21 protein-coding genes are annotated in these 22,005 nt (G+C 65.4%); 16 read left to right on the plus strand and 5 right to left on the minus strand.

What is annotated here, in order from left to right:
* Nucleotides 1-2: 2 nt before the first annotated feature.
* Nucleotides 3-776, minus strand: a complete 774-nt coding sequence (locus tag HMA55_RS00140) for a succinate dehydrogenase cytochrome b subunit (RefSeq protein WP_181191081.1) — start codon at nucleotides 774-776, stop codon at nucleotides 3-5.
* A gap of 255 nt (nucleotides 777-1,031) precedes the next feature.
* On the opposite strand from HMA55_RS00140, the gene HMA55_RS00145 reads away from it, so the two are divergent.
* Nucleotides 1,032-1,517 (plus strand): SRPBCC family protein, encoded by a 486-nt coding sequence (locus HMA55_RS00145; RefSeq protein WP_181191082.1) that lies wholly within the window; start codon nucleotides 1,032-1,034, stop codon nucleotides 1,515-1,517.
* 77 nt (nucleotides 1,518-1,594) lie between these two features.
* On the opposite strand, the gene lpdA is transcribed toward HMA55_RS00145, so the two are convergent.
* The gene (gene lpdA, locus HMA55_RS00150; protein ID WP_181191083.1) at nucleotides 1,595-3,007 is read right to left on the minus strand and encodes a dihydrolipoyl dehydrogenase; all 1,413 of its coding nucleotides are present in this window, start codon (nucleotides 3,005-3,007) and stop codon (nucleotides 1,595-1,597) included.
* A 94-nt stretch (nucleotides 3,008-3,101) separates the two neighbouring features.
* Here lpdA and HMA55_RS11475 point away from each other — a divergent pair, with 94 nt between their 5' ends.
* From HMA55_RS11475 to HMA55_RS00225, 15 genes are all read left to right on the plus strand, one after another.
* Nucleotides 3,102-4,583, plus strand: coding sequence for an alpha/beta hydrolase-fold protein (locus tag HMA55_RS11475; RefSeq protein WP_181191084.1), 1,482 nt, complete (start codon nucleotides 3,102-3,104; stop codon nucleotides 4,581-4,583).
* 339 nt (nucleotides 4,584-4,922) lie between these two features.
* On the plus strand, nucleotides 4,923-6,035 hold the full coding sequence (locus HMA55_RS00160; protein WP_181191085.1) for an alpha/beta hydrolase: 1,113 nt from the start codon (nucleotides 4,923-4,925) through the stop codon (nucleotides 6,033-6,035).
* Between the two features lies 1 nt (nucleotide 6,036).
* Nucleotides 6,037-8,034 (plus strand): prolyl oligopeptidase family serine peptidase, encoded by a 1,998-nt coding sequence (locus tag HMA55_RS00165; RefSeq protein WP_181191086.1) that lies wholly within the window; start codon nucleotides 6,037-6,039, stop codon nucleotides 8,032-8,034.
* An 11-nt stretch (nucleotides 8,035-8,045) separates the two neighbouring features.
* On the plus strand, nucleotides 8,046-9,293 hold the full coding sequence (locus HMA55_RS00170; RefSeq protein ID WP_181191087.1) for a M1 family metallopeptidase: 1,248 nt from the start codon (nucleotides 8,046-8,048) through the stop codon (nucleotides 9,291-9,293).
* Complete coding sequence (locus HMA55_RS00175; protein WP_181191088.1) at nucleotides 9,290-10,468, plus strand: hypothetical protein; 1,179 nt, start codon at nucleotides 9,290-9,292, stop codon at nucleotides 10,466-10,468. The genes HMA55_RS00170 and HMA55_RS00175 overlap by 4 nt, the downstream gene beginning before the upstream one ends.
* 19 nt (nucleotides 10,469-10,487) lie before the next feature.
* Nucleotides 10,488-11,471 carry a dTDP-glucose 4,6-dehydratase gene (rfbB, locus tag HMA55_RS00180; RefSeq protein ID WP_181191089.1) on the plus strand — a complete coding sequence of 328 codons (984 nt, stop codon included), beginning with the start codon at nucleotides 10,488-10,490 and terminating at the stop codon, nucleotides 11,469-11,471.
* Nucleotide 11,472: 1 nt separating this feature from the next.
* Complete coding sequence (locus HMA55_RS00185; protein WP_181191090.1) at nucleotides 11,473-12,783, plus strand: sugar nucleotide-binding protein; 1,311 nt, start codon at nucleotides 11,473-11,475, stop codon at nucleotides 12,781-12,783.
* Between the two features lie 187 nt (nucleotides 12,784-12,970).
* Nucleotides 12,971-14,089 (plus strand): ATP-binding protein, encoded by a 1,119-nt coding sequence (locus HMA55_RS00190; protein WP_235961554.1) that lies wholly within the window; start codon nucleotides 12,971-12,973, stop codon nucleotides 14,087-14,089.
* A 105-nt stretch (nucleotides 14,090-14,194) separates the two neighbouring features.
* On the plus strand, nucleotides 14,195-15,058 hold the full coding sequence (rfbA, locus tag HMA55_RS00195; RefSeq protein ID WP_181191091.1) for a glucose-1-phosphate thymidylyltransferase RfbA: 864 nt from the start codon (nucleotides 14,195-14,197) through the stop codon (nucleotides 15,056-15,058).
* A 3-nt stretch (nucleotides 15,059-15,061) separates the two neighbouring features.
* The gene (locus HMA55_RS00200) at nucleotides 15,062-15,319 is read left to right on the plus strand and encodes a toxin (RefSeq protein ID WP_181191092.1); all 258 of its coding nucleotides are present in this window, start codon (nucleotides 15,062-15,064) and stop codon (nucleotides 15,317-15,319) included.
* Complete coding sequence (locus tag HMA55_RS00205; RefSeq protein ID WP_181191093.1) at nucleotides 15,307-15,534, plus strand: hypothetical protein; 228 nt, start codon at nucleotides 15,307-15,309, stop codon at nucleotides 15,532-15,534. Before HMA55_RS00200 ends, HMA55_RS00205 begins: the two co-directional genes overlap by 13 nt.
* 3 nt (nucleotides 15,535-15,537) lie before the next feature.
* Nucleotides 15,538-16,335, plus strand: a complete 798-nt coding sequence (locus tag HMA55_RS00210) for a glycosyltransferase (RefSeq protein ID WP_181191094.1) — start codon at nucleotides 15,538-15,540, stop codon at nucleotides 16,333-16,335.
* Nucleotides 16,336-16,348: 13 nt separating this feature from the next.
* The gene (locus tag HMA55_RS00215; protein ID WP_181191095.1) at nucleotides 16,349-17,038 is read left to right on the plus strand and encodes a glycosyltransferase family 2 protein; all 690 of its coding nucleotides are present in this window, start codon (nucleotides 16,349-16,351) and stop codon (nucleotides 17,036-17,038) included.
* Nucleotides 17,035-17,373 carry a DUF2304 domain-containing protein gene (locus tag HMA55_RS00220; RefSeq protein WP_181191096.1) on the plus strand — a complete coding sequence of 113 codons (339 nt, stop codon included), beginning with the start codon at nucleotides 17,035-17,037 and terminating at the stop codon, nucleotides 17,371-17,373. Before HMA55_RS00215 ends, HMA55_RS00220 begins: the two co-directional genes overlap by 4 nt.
* Before the next feature lie 82 nt (nucleotides 17,374-17,455).
* Nucleotides 17,456-19,369: a CAP domain-containing protein gene (locus HMA55_RS00225; RefSeq protein WP_181191097.1), complete on the plus strand. Its 1,914-nt coding sequence runs from the start codon at nucleotides 17,456-17,458 to the stop codon at nucleotides 19,367-19,369.
* Here the strand turns inward: HMA55_RS00225 and HMA55_RS00230 are convergent.
* From HMA55_RS00230 to HMA55_RS00240, 3 genes are read right to left on the minus strand one after another with little or no spacing between them, the layout of a single operon-like run.
* A complete protein-coding gene (locus tag HMA55_RS00230) occupies nucleotides 19,366-19,986 on the minus strand; it encodes an MBL fold metallo-hydrolase (RefSeq protein WP_181191098.1) in 621 nt (206 codons plus the stop codon). The two genes, HMA55_RS00225 and HMA55_RS00230, sit on opposite strands and share 4 nt — an antisense overlap.
* Nucleotides 19,987-21,084: an S-(hydroxymethyl)mycothiol dehydrogenase gene (locus HMA55_RS00235; RefSeq protein ID WP_181191099.1), complete on the minus strand. Its 1,098-nt coding sequence runs from the start codon at nucleotides 21,082-21,084 to the stop codon at nucleotides 19,987-19,989.
* A gap of 10 nt (nucleotides 21,085-21,094) precedes the next feature.
* On the minus strand, nucleotides 21,095-21,919 hold the full coding sequence (locus HMA55_RS00240) for a GDSL-type esterase/lipase family protein (protein WP_257802374.1): 825 nt from the start codon (nucleotides 21,917-21,919) through the stop codon (nucleotides 21,095-21,097).
* Nucleotides 21,920-22,005: the final 86 nt, after the last annotated feature.

Here is a 22,005-nt window from a genome sequence, read left to right on the forward strand (position 1 = left end):
CGTTACCGGGAAAAGTCCGGGACCCAGCCGAACGCGATGGCGAGCGGCATGACAACGTTGCCAGCGACAACGATGAACGGGAGGATGTACGCAAGGATGACCATCAGGCCCTCGCCGCGCTTGCCCAGCCAACCCAGGTCGGACACCGCGAGGTAGATGCCGTGCGTCAGGTGCAGCAGCAGCGCAAGGTTGGCAACCACGTACACCAGGGTGACCCACCAGCGGCCCGGCGCGAAGGTGGCGAGCAGGTTGTTGCGCACCGCACCCTGAACAAACTCATCGGAGGCGACGGCCTGACCGAAGGTGAGGTCCAGCAGGTGGAAGATGATGAACAGCAGCAGGATGATGCCGGTCCAGATCATCGACTTCGTGGCGGTGGACTGCCAGCCGCCCATGAGGTTGGTGCGCTGGAAGCGGCCGCGGGACTTTGAGGAACGCGAACGCAGGGCAAAGGCGCCCCAGACGTGCAGCGCCAAGCAGGCCAGCAGGGCAATGCGGAGAATCCACAGGAAGCCCTCGCGCGGGAAGAGCGGCTCGCCGATCGTGCGCAGGAACTCGCCATACTCGTCGATCGGCGCGGAGCCATCGGCGTGCAGCGGCATGAAGATCTTCAGGTTGCCCACCATGTGGCCGAGAACGAACAGGCCGAAAATGAGGCCTGTGATGGCCATCGTCAGCTTGATAGCCCACGTTGGGTAGGACGGCCGCTCGCGCAGCGGCTTTTCAGTAATTTTTCCGTGACGAATGGCATCACGGTCTGCGTTTTGTACAGTCATGGCACCTCCAGTGTCGCTAATACTCTAAGAGATTGCCCCCGCTCGTTCACACTGGATTTGCAGGCTCGCCCTAGTCTCAACCCCACCTTGAGCCCCACATGCTGCAATCCGCACGATTTGTGATGTTCGACACTCGCGGCGGCATCGTTACTGGATTCCACATTACCCACCCCTTTCAGTGTCAATCTTTGGTTGGTTAGTTTCCCCTAACCGGCCGCCCGACCCACTGTGCCGAAAATCGGTACCCTGGCACTCATGGCTATTGACAAGAACACTGAAAACACCGCAACCCGCCAGATCGACGCCCCTGCTGCCGCGATCTTCGACATCCTCTCCAACCCGCAGCGCCACGCCGAGACCGATAGCTCCGGCATGGTCGTCTCCGCCGACCAGGGCGAGCGCCTGCAGAAGGTGGGCGACATCTTCACCATGAACATGACCAAGGAGGACGGTGACTACCAGACCAAGAACGAGGTCTTCGCTTTCCAGGAAGACCGCATCATCGGTTGGAAGAACGTGGAAAACACCACCGCCGAGGTCAAGGTGGGCGCGAAGTGGCTCTACGAGCTCGAGCCGGTCGACGCGGACAACACCAACGTCACCCTCACCTACCAGCGCGATGAACTGGAGGAGAACCTCCTGGGCATGACCGAGAAGTTCGATGACGACTTCCTGGCCAAGTCCCTCGACTCCCTGGCTGCTGCCGTCGCCGGCACCGACAACCCGACGCAGAAGCACTAATTCGCTTCACGACGCACCGAAGGCGGGCCCGCTCCATTGAACGGGCCCGCCTTTTTGGTACGCCATGAAGCGCAGGCTTAGAGGTTGATCATGTGGCCTTCGACGCCGTGGGAGATCTCCTTGAGCACCTCGGAAAGGGTCGGGTGGATGTGGATGGAGCGCGCGATCTCACCCGCGGTGAGGTCGAAGCGCTGCGCCAGCACAACCTCCGGCATGAGCTCGGAGACGTTTGCGCCGACGAGGTGGCAGCCGAGGATCTCGCCGAACTCGGCGTCCGCCACGAGCTTGCCAAAGCCGGCGGTCTCGTTGAGGCCAACGGCCTTGCCGTTCGCGGTGAACGGGAACGTTGCGACCTTGATGTCCTTGTCCGGCCACTTCTCCTTGGCCTGCTCCTCGGTGTAGCCCATGGAGGCGACCTGCGGGTTACAGAAGGTGGCGCGCGGGGTCATCATGTAGTCCTCGATCTCGAGGGTCTCCGCACCTGCGATGGTTTCGGCGGCGATGATGCCCTGGGCCTCTGCGACATGGGCGAGCTGCAGCTTCGCGGTGACGTCGCCGATGGCGTAGATGTGGTCGACGTTGGTGCGCATGCGCTCGTCGATGGCAATCGCGCCGCGGTCGGTCAGCTCAACGCCGGTGTTCTCCAGGCCGTAGCCCTCAGTGCGCGGGGCGAAGCCGACGGAGATCATCACGCGGTCCGCGGTGAGGGTTTCCACGTCGTCGGAGCCGTTCTTCTTCACGTCGACCTCAACGGAATCGCCGTTGTCGCGCACCTCGGTGGTGGCGTGGCCGGTAAGCAGCTTCACGCCGAGCTTCTTGTAGCGCTTGGCAATCTCCTTGGACGCGTCCTTGTCCTCGTTGGGCAGGACGCGGTCCATGTACTCGATGACGGTGACGTCCACACCGTAGTTGGACAGCACGTAGGCGAACTCCATGCCGATGGCGCCGGCGCCGACGATAACCATCTTCTCCGGTGCCTCGGGGTTGAGGATCTGCTCCTCGTAGGAGACCACGTTCTCGGACAGCTCGATGCCCGGGAGGGTGCGAACGACTGCGCCGGTGGCGATGATGCAGTCGTCGAAGGTGACGGTCATGCCCTTGTCGTCGCCCTCGGTGATCTCGATGGTCTTGGCGTCCTTGAACGAGCCCAGGCCGTTGATCTCCTGGATCTTGTTCTTCTTCATCAAGTAGTGCACGCCACCGACGATCTTCTCGGAGACCTTGCGGGAGCGCTTTTGGGCGTCCGTGTAGTCGAACTCCACGTCGCCCTTGATGCCGAACGTCTTTGCCTCGTGGTTGAAAATCTCGGCCACTTCGGCGTTCTTGATCAGCGACTTCGAAGGGATGCAGCCCACGTTGAGGCAGACGCCGCCCCAGTACTGCTTCTCAATGACAGCAACTTTCTTACCCAGCTGAGCTGCACGGATGGCGGCGACATAGCCACCGGGGCCAGCGCCGAGGACAACAACGTCAAAATGTTCTTTACTCACGATGTATATGGTACGTGCCCGTCTGGCAAAATGTTGCGGAGCATCCAGTTCTTTCCTCCACTGAAACACAGAAACACCGAAACACTGAAAGTGAGTGCATGACGTGAAACTCTCACGCTCGGCGATCGCAGTAGCGGCCGCGGCCCTTGTCGCCGCAGGTTCCGTCCCTGCTGTCCAGTACGTCGCCGCTACCGATAGCGCTGAAACGGTGAGCACCAGCGACAAGGCGGTAACTACACTCGATCCGGCCGTGTCGGTGGTGGAATCCACAATCGCCACCCCGTCGAGCTCGCCGGCTGAAGCGCCGTCGGGGGTGACGGAAACGACGTCGACAGGCGCGAGCCCCGAAGCGACCACGTCAGCGGCACCCCCGGTCACCACCACCACGAAAGTCGAGGTGGTGGACAAGGTTGTAGCGGCAGAGGATCCCGCGAAACTGGCCAGCGAGCCGGTCGACGGCGCTAACCCGCGCGTGGAGGGGACCCAGCCGGCGGCGGTTCCGGAGGAATCCGTAGGCCACCCGAGCATCAAGCCGCTCGGCGAGACCCCGAAGACGCAAACGGGCGCAGATCAAAGGTGGGTCAAGATCCTGAAGGACAACGAGGGCGTCTGGGCGAACGAGGCCATCCGCGTGCACTCGCCGTCCATGGGCCGCGATATCCCGGTGGCAATCTTCCGGGCAACCGGCGCGAACGGCCAGCTCGTTTCGGACGCCCCGACGGTGTACCTGCTCAACGGCGCCGGCGGCTCTGAGCAAAACTCCGACTGGGTGGCGCAGGCCTTCCGGGAGATGTACGACACGTACGGGCGCTCGGGCGTCAACGTCGTCGTGCCTATGGAGGGCGCGTTCTCCTACTACGTGGACTGGGCCGCCGCTCCCCCGGTGGAGAACGTCTTTTACAAGGGCAAGCAGATGTGGTCGACCTTCCTGGCGCACGAGCTGCCGCAGGTGGTGGAGCCGTACATGAACGCAGACCAGGACCGCCGCGCGGTGGCGGGCCTGTCCATGGCCGCGACCTCGGTGCTGCTGCTGGCGGAGCACAATCCCGGCTTCTACGACGCTGTGGGTTCCTTCTCCGGCTGCGCGGCCACCTCCACTCCGCTGCCGTGGGAGTTTGTGAACCTGACTGTGGACCGCGGCGCGCCGGGCGTGATGGCGCCGGAGTACGTCTTCGGCCCGCGGGGCTCGGACTACAACCGCCACAACGACGCGCTGGTCAACGCGGCGGACCTCAAGGGCACCGGCGTCTACCTTTCCACTGGAACCGGCCTCGCAGGCGAAACAGACATGGCGGGCTACCTGAAGAACCGGTTGATCGGCGCTGGCGTGGACCCGAACGAAGCGTCTTCGCGGGCGTTCTTCAATGCGATGACGCTGCAGGCCGAGGGCGGCGCAATCGAGGCCGCTATGAACGCCTGCACCCATGACCTGATGGTGAAGATGCGTGCCAACGACGTGAAGATCGACCATGCGGAGCTGCGCAACGTTGGCACCCACAGCTGGGGCTCCTGGCGCGACGACCTGAAGCTGTCCTACGACAAGGTGTTCAAGCAGGCGCTGGGCCTGGACAAGTAAGCACGTCCCGCTTGACGACGTTTTAGCGGCGCCTCCCGTTGGTTCGGGAGGCGCCGCTAAAGCGTGTGCCGGCGGGGCGGAAAACCGCCGCTTAGAACATGCCCAGGCCGTAGGCGACGGTCGACGACATGGAGGAACCTGCGTGGACCAGCTCGCCGAGGACCTGGTTGATCTGCAGCTGAATCGTCTCGATGGGGTTCATGGTGGGTCCTTTCGGGTTGCAGGGCAGGCGGTGGAACACGCCACACGCGTAACACTGACCACTACAGTATCGAATGTGCTTTAGGATGGCGCATTGTCGCCTGTCAGCTTAACCCTCCCCAGGACTGGATGAACCACATGAAGAAGATTAAGGCGGCGGCACTGGCCGCCCTCACGGCAGTCTCCCTCGCATGCTCCGGCGCACCGGCCGCCTCGGCTCAACCTGTGGGGACCGTCAAGGCGTGGGATGCGCCCACCAACCCGCCGCTGGTCACCAACACTGCCAAGCCGCAGGATTGGGTCAGCCAGGTAGACCACAAGACGGTGCTGTCGTACAACGTGTACTCGCCCTCCATGCGCCGGGACATCCCTGTCGCGGTGATCCCGGCGACAGACCCGTCCGGCAAGCGCGTCGCGGGCGCGCCGACGCTGTACCTGCTCAACGGCGCCGGCGGCGCGGAGCAGAACCAGGACTGGCTGAAGCTCTACCCCGCCAAGGACTACTTCGCCGGCAAGCGCGTCAACGTGGTCATCCCCCAGGCCGGCGCGTTTTCCTACTACACGGACTGGCTGAACGAGGACATGCGTTCGCTGTACCTCAACGGCCCGCAGAAGTGGGAGACGTTCCTGACCAGGGAGCTTCCAGGCCCGATCGAGCGGGTCGTCGGCGCCAACGGCCGCCGCGCCGTGGTGGGCGTTTCCATGTCCGCTACCTCCGCCCTCTTGTTCGCGGAGCACAACCCGGGGATGTACCAGGCTGCGGCCTCCTTCTCCGGCTGCGCCGCCACCTCCTCGCCGCACGGCTACAACTTCGCGCGCGTGACCGTGAACCGCGCCGGGGGCACCCCGGACTTTAAGACGGTGACTCCGGAGATGATGTGGGGCCCGATGAACGGCCCCTACAACCGCTACAACGACGCGCTGGTCAACGCAGACAAGCTGCGAGGCACCCGCCTGTACGTCTCCTCCGGCACGGGTCTTGCGGGCCGCCCCGACCAGGTGAGCTACCTCATGGGCATCGGCGCTCCGCAGACCGCCGCGCAGCTAGGCGCAGGCGTCCTGCAGGTCGAGGGCGGCGTGATCGAGGCTGCGGTGAACAAGTGCACCCACGACCTGAAGGCCAAGCTCGACGGCCTGGGCATTCCGGCCCACTACGAGCTGCGCAACATGGGCACCCACTCCTGGCCGTACTGGACCGAGGACATGGACCGCGCGTGGACCACCACGATCAAGCCCGCGCTGGGGGTCTAGCGTGCGCGACATCGAGCCGCAGCTTCTCGACGACCTGACGGGCACCCCCGCCCTCGAGTGGGCCCAAGAGTGGTCCGGCGCGACGGAAGCGGCGCTCGACACCGCCGCGCTGCGCGACCGCATCCGCGAAACGCTGGACTCGGACGACCGGATCCCGTTCGTCTCCCGGCGCGGCGAGTACCTCTACAACTTCTGGCGCGACCGCGCGCACCCCCGTGGGATGTGGCGCCGCACGTCGCTGGCCTCGTTCCTCGCCTCCTCCGTCGGCGAGGGGAGAGATGAGGATGAGGAAGCAACCACCTGGGAGGTGCTGCTCGACCTCGACGCGCTTGCCGCCGAGGAGGGCGAAGACTGGGTGTTCAAAGGCTCGTCCCTGCTGCCGTTGCGCTGGGACAGAGCGCTGATCCGCCTGTCCCGGGGCGGCGCCGACGCCGTGGTGGTGCGCGAGTTCGACGTGGAGACGCGCAGCTTCATCAGCGCGGACGACGGCGGCTTCACCATCGACGAGGCGAAAACCGACGTCAGCTGGGTGGACCGGGACACCATTTTGGTGGGAACGGACGAGGGGCCGGGCACGCTCACGCAGTCCGGTTACCCCATGCAGGTGGCGCGCTGGACGCGTGGCGGTGAGAAAACGGTCATCTTCACCGGTGAGCCGGAAGACGTGGCCGTGGGGGCGGCGTTTGATGTGGTGGACCGAAGGACCGTCGTCACGCGGGCGCTCGATTTCTACACATCGCGCACGTGGGTGGACGGCGAGCTCGTCGCGGTGCCCGACGACTGCGACGCCGTCGCCCACCGCCAGTGGCTGTTTATCCAACCGCGCACTGAATTCGCGGGCGTGCCGGCAGGCGCGTTGGGCGTGATCGAGCTGGACGCGTTCCAGCACAGCGCGCGCGAGTTCACGGTGCTGGAGAAGGACGCGACGGTGGATTCCATCGCGTTCACCGAATCTGCGCTGCTGGTCACCCGCCTCGTGGATGTCGCCACCAGCATCGTCCGGATCCAGCTGGGCACCTGGCAGCGCACCGAGCTGGCGCTGCCGGACGCCGCGAGCGCCCACGTGGTCGCCGCGAGCCCGCTGGCTGGCGACGAGTTCTGGGTCGTCGCCTCGTCCTTCACCACCCCCACAACGCTGCTGCGTGGAGACGCTTCAGGCGCGCTCACCGAGGTCAGGCGCGCGCCCGCCCACTTCGACACCGGCGGGTTGGAAACCCGGCAGCACTGGGCAGAGTCCGCGGACGGAACGCGCATCCCCTACTTCATCACCGGCGACTTCTCCCGTGGCGTCCGCCCCACGTTGGTCGGCGGCTACGGCGGCTTCGAAGTCTCGCTGACACCGGCGTTTTCCAATGTGCGCGGCATCGCATGGCTTGAGCAGGGCAACTTCTACGTCCAGCCCAACCTGCGCGGCGGCGGCGAGTTCGGCCCCCAGTGGCACTCGCAGGTGGTGAAGGTCAACCGGCACAAGGTGTGGGAGGACCACAAGGCAGTGCTGGAGGACGTGGTGGCTCGCGGCTACGCGCAGCCTGAGCGGATTGTGATCCGCGGCGGCTCCAACGGCGGACTGCTCACCTCCGGCGCGCTGGTGCAGTACCCGGAGTGCTTCGGCGCCGCGGTGATCCAGGTGCCGTTGACGGACATGCTGCGCTACCACACGCTTTCCGCCGGCGCGTCGTGGATGGCGGAGTACGGCGACCCGGACGACCCGGTCGAGCGCGCCGCCATCGAGCGGTGGTCGCCGCTGCACAACGTGCGCTCGCGCGAACAGGTGGCCTATCCCCCGGCGCTGGTGACCACATCCACGCGGGACGACCGCGTCCACCCTGCCCACGCCCGTACCTTCGCGCTGGCGCTGTGGCAGGCGGGGCAGCCGGTGGACTACTTCGAAAACACCGCAGGCGGGCACGCTGGCGCCGCAGATAATGCACAGGTGTCGCGGGTAGAAGCGTTGATCTACGAATGGATCGACGGCAAGGTCGGCGAGAGGCTGGGCTAGACTTCCCCGCGATGAGAAACCTCAGGCTGCGCTCCACACCCATCCCCGGCACCCGCGACCGCTACACCGGCGTGGAGTTCAACCTCGGCTTCCACGTCACGCACTACGACCTGAACTTCGACTACAAGGTGGCACCGAACCGCCTCGACGCGGTAGCGACGCTGACGCTGACCACCTGGCGCGAGCTCAACCACCTCACGCTGGATCTGACGTCGGGACTGACGGTGCGAAACGTCGAGGCTAGCTCGGGTTTCGGCGTCAAGCGCTACCGCCAGTCCGGCGGTAAGTTGCGCATCACCTTCGACCAGTTCATACCGGTGGATACGGAGCTGCAGCTAGCCATCCGCTACGCCGGCACCCCGCGCCCGCGGCGCACCGCCTGGGGCATGTTGGGCTGGGAGGAGCTAGGAAACGGTGCGCTGACCGCCAACCAGCCGGATGGCGCGCCCTCATGGTTCCCGTGCGACGACACCCCGGATGAAAAGGCCACCTACAGTTTCAACGTGCGCGCAGACCGCGGCTACGTCGCGGTGACCAACACCACCGCCCGCCCGATGGCCACCTACCTGGCCACGGTGCAGGTGGGCCAGTTCCACCGCGAGGCGCTGGGCCGCAACACCATGGCGTGGCTGCCGCCGAACACGCCGGTGGGCGATCTGGATAAGCAGCAGGCGATGCTGGACTACTTCGAAACCGTCTTCGGCCCCTACCCCTTCGAGGACTACCAGGTGGTCGTGCACGAAGACGCGCTGGAAATCCCCTTGGAGGCCCAAGGTCTGTCCATCTTTGGCGTCAACCACCTGCGGGGCAACGAGCGCCTCATCGCGCACGAGCTCGCGCACCAGTGGTTCGGCAACTCGCTCGGCATCGCGCAGTGGGAGGACATCTGGCTCAACGAGGGTTTCGCCTGCTACGCGGAGTGGCTGTGGGCGGATTTTTCGGGGCAGATGCCTATCGACGCCTCCGTGCGCACCCATTACGCCAAGATCGCCCCCATGCACTTCACGCTGAAAGACCCGGGGCCTCGCGACATGTTCGACGACCGCGTGTACAAGCGCGGCGCCATCACGCTCCATGCGCTGCGGCGTACCGCAGGCGACCCCGCCTTCTTCGCCGCCGTGCGCGACTACGTCGCCCGCGGCGCCCACGGCGTGGTGGAGCCCTTCGACCTGGTCAACGCGTTTGCGCGCCAGGGCGTGGCGGTCGGCGACGTACTCGACGCGTGGGTAAACCACCCCGAGCTGCCGGAGTGCCCGTGAGAAACCTCTCCCTGGCCACTATCTTCGCCGCGGCCAGCGGCTTCGTGGTCATGTGGATTGCCAGCTGGGCCCTGGACGCGCAGCTCGGCTACAACTACTTCCTGGCGTTTTGGGGCCTGTTCTTCGCGGCCACGGGGCTCATTGACGGCATCACGCAGGAGACCACCCGCGCCGTGGCCGCGTCCCGGGAGACCAAGGTGCGCGGCACCGCGAACCCGTGGAAGCTCGGCGCCGCAGTTGGCGCGGTGCTTGCCGCGGTGGTGCTGGCCGCCGGCTTCGCCGGCATGGGCCGGATCGTGCCCAGCCATCCCGGCACGGCGACGGCGCTGCTGGCGTTCGGGCTGCTCAGCTACGCCTTCCAGGCGGTGCTGTCCGGGATCTTAAGCGGTGCCGGTTTGTGGAACCGCTACGCGGGGCTGGTGGCCCTGGATTCCGGCGTCAGGCTCGTGCTGGCCGTGGTGGTGTGGGCGTTTGGCGGCGGGCTGGTGGAGTTCCTTGTCATCACCGTCATCGGCGCGTTGAGCTGGGCGCTCATCCTCGCGCTCGCACCGGTGCGTGTGACCCTGGACGTGGACCGCGCAACGTTTGTGCGCCGCGTCGCCTCCGCCATGGTCGCTTCCGGAGCCTCCGCTGCCCTGATCACGGGCTTTCCCACCGCGGCGTCTGCGGCGTTTCCCGCGGCTACCTCGGGCGCGGCGGTGGCCGCCATCAACAACGCCGTCATGCTCACCCGCGCGCCCGTGCTCGTGCCGCTGCAGCGGTTCCAGTCCGTGCTAGTGGTGCGCTTCGTCGAGCATCGCGGGCGCGTCTACAGGGCCCTTGCGGCGCCGGTCGCAGCAATCCTCGGCGTGGGTCTGGTGGGGTTTGCCGCCGCGTGGCTCGTCGGCCCCTGGATCCTGCGTGTGGCGTACAAGCCGGAGCTGTTTGTCGACGGCCTCACGCTCGGCCTTCTCACCTTCGCGTCCGCGTTCATGGGCATGCTCATGATCACCGGCGTAGCCGTGCTCGCGCTGGAACGGCACGCGTTTTACGTGGCCGGTTGGCTCGCCGCCACCGCCACCGCCTTCGCAGTGCTCTTCCTCGCGCCGTGGGGTGTCACCACCACCGTGGTCGCGGCGCTGTTTGCCGGGCCCATCGTCGGCGCGCTCGTGCACCTGGCGGGTTTGACGCGGTAGCTGGGTAAGGTAACGGGCCATGGAACACTTGCTGGTCACCGGGGGCGCGGGCTTCATCGGCGCGAATTTTGTCCGTCAGGCACGGCAGCGCTACCGCATCACCGTCGTGGACAAGCTCACCTACGCCGGCAACCGGGCGAGCCTGCCGGAGGGCGTGGAGTTCGTCCACGGCGACATCTGCGAGCAACCGCTTATCGACGAGCTCGTGTCCGCCGCCGACGCCGTCATCCACTTCGCCGCCGAATCCCACAACGACAACTCGCTGCGCGCCCCCGAAGCCTTCGTGGAGAGCAACATTAACGGAACGTTTGCGCTGCTGGAGGCGGTGCGCAAACACGATAAACGCCTCCACCACATCTCCACCGACGAAGTTTTCGGGGATCTCCAGCTCGACGGCACCGACGCGTTCACGGAAACCACGGCCTACAACCCCTCCTCGCCGTACTCGGCCACCAAGGCTGGCTCCGACCATCTGGTGCGCGCGTGGGTGCGCTCCTTCGGCGTGCGCGCGACGATCTCGAACTGCTCCAACAACTACGGGCCGTACCAGCACGTGGAGAAGTTCATCCCCCGCCAGATCACCAACATCCTGTGCGGCGCGCCCGCCAAGCTCTACGGCACCGGCGCCCAGGTGCGCGACTGGATCCACGTGGACGACCACAACGCGGCTGTCATGGCCATCCTGGAACGCGGGCGCATCGGCGAGACCTACAACATCGGCGCGAGCTTGCCCGGGGACCCGCATGTGACCAACAAGGAGGTCATCGAGACCATCTGCGAGCTCATGGGCGGCACCTTCGAGCACGTCGCGGACCGACCGGGCCACGACCAGCGCTACACCATGGACGCCACCAAGATCCGCCGGGAGCTGGGCTGGGCGCCGCGCTACACCGACCTGCGCGCCGGTTTGGAGCAGACTATCGAGTGGTACACGCATAACCGCTGGTGGTGGGAGGCCGACAAGGCAGGTATTGAGCGGCGCTACGCGGAAAGGGGACAGTGAGATGGAAACCACCATCGAGGGCCTGGAGGTCCACACACTTACCGTCCACCAGGACAACCGCGGCTGGTTCAAAGAGAACTGGTCCGGCCAGAAACTCACCCCGAAGCAGCACAACGTCAGCTTCAACGCCCGCCGCGGCGCCACCCGCGGCATGCACGCCGAGCCGTGGGACAAGTGGGTCTCCGTGGCCACGGGCCGCGTGTTCGGCGCGTGGGTGGACATGCGCGAAGGCTCCGCCACGTTCGGCGAGAAGTTCACCTGCGAGATCGGGCCGGACACCGCCGTGTTCGTCCCCCGCGGCGTGGCCAACGGCTTCCAGGCGCTGGAGGACAACACCACCTACATCTACCTGGTCAACCAGCGCTACTCCCCCGGCGGCGCGTTCTGCTCGTACAAGGAAATCGACTGGCCGCTTGACCCCACCGAGCTGTCGGCGAAAGACCTCGAGCACCCCATGCTTATCGACGCCGCTCCGCTGCCCCCACGCCGCATCCTCGTCACCGGCGCCAACGGCCAGCTCGGCCGGGCCCTGCGCCGAATCTGGTCAGACGAGCAGGCGCACTTCGTGGGCCACGACGAGTTCGACATCGCCAACCCGCCCGAGATGGCGTGGGAAAACTACTGGGCGATAGTGAATTGCGCCGCGTACAACGACGTCAACGGTGCGGAGAACGACCGGGCTGGGGCATGGTCGGTGAATGCGGCGGGGGTGGCGAAGTTGGCGTCGATAAGCAATGAGCACGACCTCACGCTCGTGCATGTCTCCAGCGACTACATCTTCGACGGCGCCGTCGAGGTCCACGACGAGGCCGAGACGCCGTCACCGCTGAGCGCCTACGGGGCGTCCAAAGCTGCGGGCGAGACCGCCGCGCAGGTGGCGCGCAAGCACTACGTGGTGCGCACGAGCTGGGTGTTCGGCGACGGGCGCAACTTCATGTCCGTGATGGCCGACCTGGCCGACCGCGGCGTAGCGCCGAAGGTAGTGTGCGACCAGCGCGGGCGCCCCACCTGGGCCGAAGACCTGGCGAAGGGGATCGCCCACCTGCTGAGCACGGGCGCGGAGTACGGCGTGTACAACATCTCCTCCGACGGCGACGCCGTCACGCGCGACGAGATCGCCATGGCCGTGTTCATCGCCGTCGGCGGCGACCCGGCGGACGTGCACCCCGTGACCACCGATGAGTACGCCGCCGAGTTCGGGGCGGAGGCGCCGCGGCCGCGCGAATCCACGCTCTCGCTGGACAAGATCAAGGCCACCGGGTTCGCGCCCACAAACTGGCGCGCGGCGCTGGCGTTGTACGTGGCAACTTAACACCCAACTTCCCACTTACATAACACTGTGGGAAGTTGGGTGTTATGTTGAGTGTTATGCTTCAAGACGACCTGGCGGAAATTATCAACCAGCTTCGCGCTGCGAGCAGCTCACTCCCCCAGTCAGGCCCGAAATTGCAGTGTTTCCCTTCGAGTCAGGGCAGGTTCTAGTCGCAGAAGTTCAAGAAATGGAGCTGCGGGACAAGCCCTGTTACGTCACCGAACGCGGACTGTACAAAGGCAGCTACATCCGGGCCGGCGAAAGTGAGCGCAGGCTCACACCATACGAAGTGGACCGGATCGTGGAAAACAAGGGGCAGCCGTCGTGGGACCGTGAACCCGTGCCCGAAGCCTCGCTCGGCGATCTGGATGAAACGTCCCTATCCCGCTACACCGAGAAGCAGCAGGCTGCTCGCGAGAAGACATTCGCAGATGGGATGCCCACTGCATTGCGACGACTACAGGTGCTCCGCGAGGACAAACCCACTCTCGCCTCACTGCTCACCATGGGGGACTACCCGCAGCAGTTCTACCCGCGCCTCACAGTAACTTTTGCGCTCTACCCGGGCACCGGTAAGGGAGACGTCACGGAAGGATTCCGGCTTCTGGACAGCGCACGAATTACAGGCCCCATTCCCGAAATGGTTGAGGAAGGTGTGCGTCTAGTAGAAAAGAACATGCGCACCGCCGGTTTGATCGAAGGGGTGTTCAGGAAAGATGTGCCTGACTACCCGCCGGTAGCTATCCGAGAAGCGCTGGTAAACGCCTTAATGCACCGCGACTACTCCCCCTCAGCCCTGGGCACTCCCGTCCAAATTGACATGTACGTGGACAGACTCCAGATTTCTAACCCTGGTGGGCTTTTCGGCGGAGTGACCCCCGACAACCTCGGTCAGCCGGGAGTATCCACATCAAGAAACCAATTGCTGTCGACCTTCTTGGAAGACATGCAATACTCGGGCGGTGGCACGGTGGCCGAGAATCGGGGAACCGGGATCGCAGTTATGCGATCCGCGACAGCGGACGCACTGATGCCACCGCCTGAATTTTCCAACACGCTGACACACTTCACGGTAACCTTCCACAAGCGCAAGGTCACGGCGACAGAAACCCACGAAACCGCATATGAGCAGGTATCGCGTCTGCTCCAAGAACGAGTTTCGTGGTCGACCACCGAACTCAAAGAAGCGACTGGGCTCAGCCGGACTGCGGTACAGAAGAGCCTGAACCAGCTTCTGCGCGAGGGGGCAGCTGAAGTGACGGAGCCGTTGAGAAGCCCTCGGCAGCGCTACCGGAAGACGAGGTAGGAACGACTTAACACCCAACTTCCCACTTACATAACACTGTGGGAAGTTGGGTGTTATGTATGTGGGAACCTTCTCCCCCACCCGGGCCAACTACACTTCGCAGGCATGAAGGGCATCATCCTCGCTGGCGGCTCGGGCACGCGCCTGTACCCGATCACCCAGGGCATTTCGAAGCAGCTCATGCCCATCTACGACAAGCCGATGATCTATTACCCGCTATCCACCCTGATCAGCGCGGGTATCCGCGAGATCCTGATCATCACCACGCCGGAGGACCGCCCGAATTTCGAGCGTTTGCTTGGCGACGGCTCACGCCTCGGCATCATGCTCCACTACGCCGAGCAACCGAAGCCGGAGGGCCTGGCGCAGGCGTTTTTGATCGGCGAGGAGTTCATCGGCGATGACTCGGTGGCGCTGGTACTCGGCGACAACATCTTCGACGGCAACGGCATCACGGAGGTACTCGGCCAGATCCGCGATATCGAGGGCGGGGCGATCTTCGCCTACGAGGTCTCGGACCCGCAGCGTTACGGCGTGGTCGAGTTCAATGCTTCCGGCATGGCGCTGTCCATCGAGGAAAAACCGTCCGCGCCGAAGTCGAACTTCGCTGTGGTGGGGCTGTACTTCTACGACAACAACGTGGTGGACATTGCCAAATCCATCGAACCCTCCGCGCGCGGGGAGCTGGAGATCACCTCCGTCAACGAGGTGTACCTGGACCGCGGCGACTTAAAGGTCCACCGGCTGCACCGGGGAGATGTGTGGCTAGACACCGGCACCATCGACTCGATGAGTGAGGCCAGCGCGTACGTCGAGGTACTGCAAAAACGCACCGGCACCGTCATCGGCTCGCCCGAGGTGGCGGCCTACCGCGAAGGCTTCATCGACGCCACCCAGCTGGAGGCGCTGGGCAGCCAGGTGCTGAAATCCGGCTACGGCCGCTACCTCATCGACGCAGCAAGGGACTAGCCCGTGGCTTCGCAGTCTCCACAAATTTTGCCATCGGCTCAAAAACATGGGATTCAGCCCGAATACATCCTGCGTGCGTGGGAGCGCTACGTCAAGCAGTTCATCGAAAGAGACGAGCCGCTTAAAGTAATTCGGATCGGATTCGATTCAAACGCCAGGCTGTTGGAAATCGGCGGGGAAATATACGCTGATGGCTCAGCGAAAATTTTCCACGCCATGGCAGCCCGTAAACGTTACTTGGAAGGATTGTGGACGAAGTGACCCCGGAAGAGATGCGGAAGGCACAGGATTTTGAACGCGGTTGGTCGGACGAACGCATCCGCGCTGCGGAAGTGTCATGGGGTCCCGGTCTTGTGGACATGTTGCCGCCTGCGCTTGCCGAAAGGGTGCAGGCGCGGGCGCGCGAAGAAGGTACAAGCGACCTGTCCATAATTGAGGCCGCAATCGCCCACTACCTCGATACCAGCGCCGCGTAACCGATGACCACGATTACGGCGCTGGTGACCGTCTACCACGGCACGGACGCGGACGACCTCGCCCGCGCACTCGACTCCCTTGCGGCGCAGACCCGACCGGCGGACGAGCTAGTCATCGTGGTGGATGGGCCGGTGCCGGAGAGGGTTCGAAGGGTCGTCGAGAGGCAGGATGCCCGAGTGATTTGGCTGGAGGAAAACGTGGGCGCGGGCCCGGCATCGCAGGCAGGCTTATCGACGATCGATTCCGACTACACCGCGCGCCTCGACTCCGACGACGCCGCCAAGCCCGAGCGTTTCGCCCGGCAACTGGCGTACCTGGAGGCTCACCCGAAGTGCGGGGCGCTGGGCACCGCCGTCGAGGAGTTCACGCGGCAGCCGGGCGACACCGGCAAGGTGCGCGCACTACCGGAAGACCCGCACGCGTACGCGAAGATGAACTCGCCGGTGAACAACCCGTCGGTGATGCTGCGCACCCGCGCGGCCAAGCAGGTCGGCGGGTACCGCGACGTGCACTTCATGGAGGACTACGACCTGTACGCGCGGCTGATCGCCGGCGGCTGGCAAGTGCGCAACCTCCCGGAGGCGCTGACGGACTTCCAGGTCACCGACGCGCAGTTCTCCCGCCGCACCGGCCGGGAGATGTTCGCCGCCGAGGCCCAAATGCAGCGCAACCTAGTCGCGTACGGGCTGGTTTCTCGCCCGCGCGCCGCGTTCAACCTGGCGGCACGCTCCGCATACCGAGCGCTTCCCACAGGTTTGTTGCGGCGCGTGTACGCCGCTTTGTTCCACCGCGAGGGGTAACCTAACGGGCGACATGAGCGGATTCGACGACACCTGGCTGATTGTGCCCTGCTACAACGAGGGCACGGTCATTTTCGACGTGCTTTCCCGCGCCCGCGAGACCTTCCCCAACATCGTGGCGGTCAACGACGGCTCCCGCGACAACTCCGCGGCCCAGATCCGCGCCGCGGGCGCCCACCTGGTGGACCACCCGGTCAACCTCGGCCAGGGCGCGGCGATCCAGACCGGCGTGGAGTACGCCCGCGCCCAGCCCGGCGCCGAGTTCTTCGTCACGTTCGACGCTGACGGGCAGCACCAAGTCAAAGACGTGGTGCGCATGATCGAGCGGCTGCGCACCGAGCCGGTGGACATCATCGTGGGTACCCGCTTCGCCGGCCAAGACAACTCGCAGGTGCCGTGGATCAAGCGCCTGGTGCTGAAGACGGTGGTGATGCTTTCCCCGCGCACGAAGCGGCTCGGGCTCTCCGACGCGCACAACGGCTTGCGCGCCTTCAACCGCAAGGTCGCCGAGGAGATGAACATCCGCATGAACGGGATGTCCCACGCCTCCGAGATTGTCACCATGATTGACAAGCAGGGCTGGCGCGTGGACGAGGAGCCGGTGGACATCCTCTACACCGAATACTCCATGTCCAAGGGGCAGAGTTTGATCAACGGCGTGAACATCCTCGCCGACGGGCTCGTTGCTAGGAGGCTGCCATGATCCAAGCGTTGCTACTGCTCGCCGTCGTGGCGTTGGCCTGGTACTTCTTTGCTAATCGACGCAAAGCTAACGCCAAAGCCTGGGTCAAAATCGGTTTCGTGCTCATGATCGTCGCCGCAATCTGGGCGATCGCGCGCCCGGACGACGTGACCGTGGTGGCCAACTGGTTGGGCGTGGACCGCGGCACCGACCTCATGCTCTACGTGCTGGTGATCGCGTTTTTCTTCACCACAATCTCGACGTGGACGCGCTTCCGCGAGCAGGAGTTGCGCTACGCGCGGCTGGCCCGCGCGGTGGCGCTGCAGAACGCGCAGCCGCCGGCGAATCGCGATTAACGTCACACCACCCAGTGTAGTGGTGACACAGCAACCTGTGGTTATGTTTACTAGTAAGTAATCGTTTCCTGGAAGGTTCTCCATGTCTCCATCACGACGCCTGTCGGCCTCACTCGTCCTGGCCCTGGCCACCTCAGGTTTGGTCATCTCCTCTGCCAGCGCCACCCCCGCGTCCGACACCGTCGCCGCGTGGGAATCGGACCGCGACGCTGCGCGGATGGCCCTCGACTCGGCCACCAGGGACGCGTCGGCCGCACAATCCGAGCTCGAGGCAGCCGAGGCTGCGCTGTCGAACGCCCAATCCGCCGCAGCGGCCGCTGAGAGGAGGCAGCGGGAGGCCGAAGGTGCCGTCGATAGGCAGACGCGCGATAACAAGGTAGACTTCGACGCCGAGATTGCGCGTCTGCGAGACGACGTCGAGCGTGCGCGCACCGCCGCGGCGCAGGCGACGAGCGCTGAGGCCGAGGCGAAGACCGCATGGGAAAACGCGTCGGCGGCCACCCGCCAAGCGGCCGCGGACCGCGACGCCGTCCAGGCCGAGCTCAACCGCACCGCTGAGACAGTGCAGGAATACGACAACGCACTGGCAAGCAAGAACGCCGAGCGCGAACGCCTGATTGAAGAGCGCGACTACTGGGCGAATAACCGATTCAACCAGGCAGAATACGAACGCGTCACGGCCCAGGCGATCGTGGAGATGGTCAACGATTACCGCCGGGCCAACGGGCTTGCCCCGCTGCGCACCCACGCCTCCTACAACCAGCAGGCCGGAAATTGGACACGGAACATGGCCGCAAACGGGTTCCGGCACTCACCCGACGCGTGGGGCAGGTCCGGCGAAAATATTGCGCTGAGTGGCTACTACACGCCGTCGTCGATGACTGCGGAGCAGTGGGGGAAGCTGGCGGAGCAGTTCTTCACCCAGTGGCGCAATTCCACAAAGGGCCACAACCAATCGATGCTTGATTCCCAGTACCAGGGCATCGGCGTGGGCATCGCGTTCGACAGCAAGGGCGTCGCGTACTCGACGACGATGTTCTTCATCGAGGACACCAAGCTCGCCGACGGCCGGTTCTACCAAACCGACGGCATGACCCGAACCGCCCTGAATTCGGGCCAGCCGTTCTACCGCGCGGCCGGGGCCAAGCAGCTCATTGGTTTGGGTAACTGGTCTGCACCGAATAACCCGGGCAACGCGACCGTCAATAATGCCAAGATCCTCGGCGGGCGCCAGGCGCAGGCGCAAAAGATGCAGGGGCTTACAGCGCGTGTCGACGAGAAAGTCGATATGAGCAAGCGCGCCAACCCAACGAAGGCTGCGGAGATCAACGCACGGGTGCAGGCCGCGACGCGCGAGTACAACCAGATGGTGGACCCCCGTAACGCCGCGGCCCAGCGGAAGACGGTCCTGGAGCAGCAACGAAAGGCGCAGCAAGCGCGAGTCGATGCCGCCGCGGGCGCCGAACGCGACCGCCAGAACCAGTACGACGCCGTGAAAACCCAGCGGGCCAATGCCGCGAGTGCGCTCGACCGTGCTCAGAAGGCGCAGGCAAACGCACCCACTGGTCCGGCCCCGGTACCCGCCAACCTGCTCGACGAGCGGCAGGCCGCCCGCGACGACGCCGAGGTGAAGCGCGTCGCCGTCGCACAGGCACAACGCGCGGTCGACGAAAAGAAAGCCGCCGTCGACGCCGCCCGCGCGAAGCAGTCTGAGGCGCAGTCTGCCTATGACGGGGTGTTGGTGGCCGCGCCGTCACCGGCGGGTCAGGATCAGCCGTACAACCCGACGTTCAACACACACCAATCCCACGCGGCGACCGCGGGCACCCAGGTGAGCACTCAGGGAAGCGACCCGGACGGTGAGAGCGGTGACGGCAGCTCGGTGGGGAGCATCCTCGGCATTGTAGTGGTGATTCTGGGCATTATCGGCCTGGTGGCCGGGCTGCTCGCCGAGGGAAACCCCCAGCTGCAGCTCCTGTTCACCGGGCAGCTCTAGTAACCGCGGCGGATCCACTCCTCCAGGTGCGGCGCCTCGTTGCCGATGGTGGTGTGGTCGCCGTGGCCGGTGCGCACCACCGTCTCCGCAGGCAGATCCAGCACGGACTTCTGCAGCGAGTGGATGATGGTGTCGAACGAGGAGAACGACCGGCCCGTCGCGCCCGGCCCGCCCTGGAACAGGGTGTCGCCGGAAAACAGCTCGCCTGCCTCCTCGGCGTAGATCACCACGGAGCCCGGCGAGTGACCCGGGGTGGACATGACGCGCAGCTCAGTGCCGGCGATGGGGAACGTCGCGCGGTCGAGGAGCTGGCGGTAGTGCGCGCCCGGGTTCTGGCGCTGCCAGAGGAAGCCGTCGGTGGGGTGTAGATACACCGGCGCGTCCACAAGCCGCGACAGCTCGGGCGCGGCGTCGATGTGGTCGGAGTGGCCGTGGGTGGCCAAAATGCCCTTCACGCGCCTGTTCCCCACCGCCTCGGCGATGGCTTCGGCGTTGTGGGCGGCGTCGATGATGTAGACCTCGGAATCGTCGCCGACGATCCACACGTTGTTGTCCACCTCCCACTCGCCACCGTCGAGCTTGAACAGGCCGGAGGTGACGACGTTGTCGATGCGCATTTAGAACTCCACCACGCTCCGCAGCACGTCGCCGCGCTTCATCTTCGCAAACGCGTCCTCGATGTCGCCGATGCCAATGCGCTCGGAGACGAACTCGCCGAGCGGGAACCGGCCCTGCTGGTAGAGCTCGACGTACGCGGGGAAGTCGCGCTCCGGCAGGCAGTCGCCGTACCAGGCCGGCTTGATGGACCCGCCGCGGGCGTACAGGTCGATCGCGGGGATGTCCACGTGGTCGGTCTGGTTGGGCACGCCCACCATGACCATGCGTCCCGCCAGGTCGCGGGAGTAGAAGGCCTGGCGCCAGGTGGGCTGGATGCCTACGGCGTCAATAGCAACGTCGGTGCCGAAGCCGTCGGTGAGTTCGCGCACCGCCTCGATCACCTCGTCTTCGCTCATGCCCTTCGCGCAGATCGAGTGCGTTGCGCCGAACGTCTCGGTTGCCGCATCGCACTTTCGCTTATCGACGTCTACAGCAATCACCGTGGTCGCACCCGCAAGCGCGGCGCCGGCGACGGCCGCCAAGCCGACCCCGCCGAGGCCGAAGACCACGACGGACTCGCCGCGCTGGATGTCACCGGTGTTCACTGCGGCGCCGAGGCCGGCCATGATGCCGCAGCCGAGCAGGCCGGCCGCAGCCGGGTCGGCCTCCGGGTCCACCTTCGTGCACTGCTTTTCGTGCACGAGGGTCTTCTCCGCGAACGAGCCGATGCCCAGGGCCGGGGTGAGCTCGGTGCCGTCGGCAAGCGTCATGCGCTTGGAGGCGTTGTGGGTGTTGAAGCAGTTCTTCGTGTCGCCCTTGCGGCAGGCGCGGCACTCGCCGCACACTGCGCGCCAGTTCAGCACCACGAAATCGCCTTCGGCGACGTGGGTGACGTCCTCGCCGACCGTCTCGACGACACCAGCCGTCTCATGGCCGAGCAGAAACGGGAACGCATCTTCGATGTCGCCGTCGCGGTACGCCAGGTCCGTGTGGCACACGCCGGTGGCCTGCACCTTGACCACGACATCGTTCGGGCCGGGCTCGGGGATCACAATGTCGACGACCTCGACCGGGGCGCCCTTTTCGCGAGCGATTACTCCTTGAACAGTTTGCGTCATGTCCCCAAGACTAGGAGCGGGCGATGACGTTTGCCACGTGCTCGTGTCCGCGCTGGTTGACGTGGATGGGCAGGTTGCCCGGGCCGCCGTAGAAGTCCACCAGGCCCGCCCACATGCGCTGGCTGTCGGGGGCGCACATGTTGTTGTTCCACGTGGAGGGTTTCAAGTCCAGGAACTCCACGCCGGTTGCGCGCGCCAGGTCCACCTGCGCCCACTGGATGGAGTCCTCCCACTCCTGCACCTGGACAAACCGGGTGGCGTCGGAGACGTTCGGGGCGATGTGGAACAGGCAGACGCGGTCGCCGGCGGTGATCTTCGGGTAGCCCACGATCTGGATCCGCGCGTTCGGGGCGGCGGCGCGGATGCGGCGGATCTGCGGGGCCATCGCAGCCACCCAGTCGCGGCGGAAGGCGGCGCGGTCGCGGCCGTCGTTGTGGTACGTGTCGTTGAACCCGGTGGTGATGATCACGCGGGCGGTGGCGGGAGAGAGGCCGCGGTCGTTGACCGCCCGGGTGACCTCGGAGGCAAACTGGGGGCCCTTCTGGATGGACACGGTGCCGGTGCACGAGTAGTCGCGGGTGGGCAGGCCCAGCTTCGCGGCGGAGCGCTTGCCCCAGCTCGTCGGCGACGTCGGGCACCACGTGGTGATGTCAGAGCGGCCGCGCGGGTCGAGGCCGAGTTTGCCGGCGGCCCACTGGCCCATGTTCGGGTCGGAGATGACGGAGTCGCCGAAGATGACCATGTTGCGTTCTTGCGCCTGCGCCGCGGGGGCGAGGGGGGCGATCAGCGCTGCGGCCGCGACAAACGCGGCGGCGATGCGGCGGGAAAGAGACACGGCTAACCTTTCACAGGGGACACTTACGTAACGGTAGGCTACATTATCCTCATGCGTCCCACCCACCGTCCGCTATTTCTATTGAA

Origin of the sequence: Corynebacterium wankanglinii, from assembly GCF_013601005.1 — a bacterium.
Lineage (GTDB): Bacteria > Actinomycetota > Actinomycetes > Mycobacteriales > Mycobacteriaceae > Corynebacterium > Corynebacterium wankanglinii.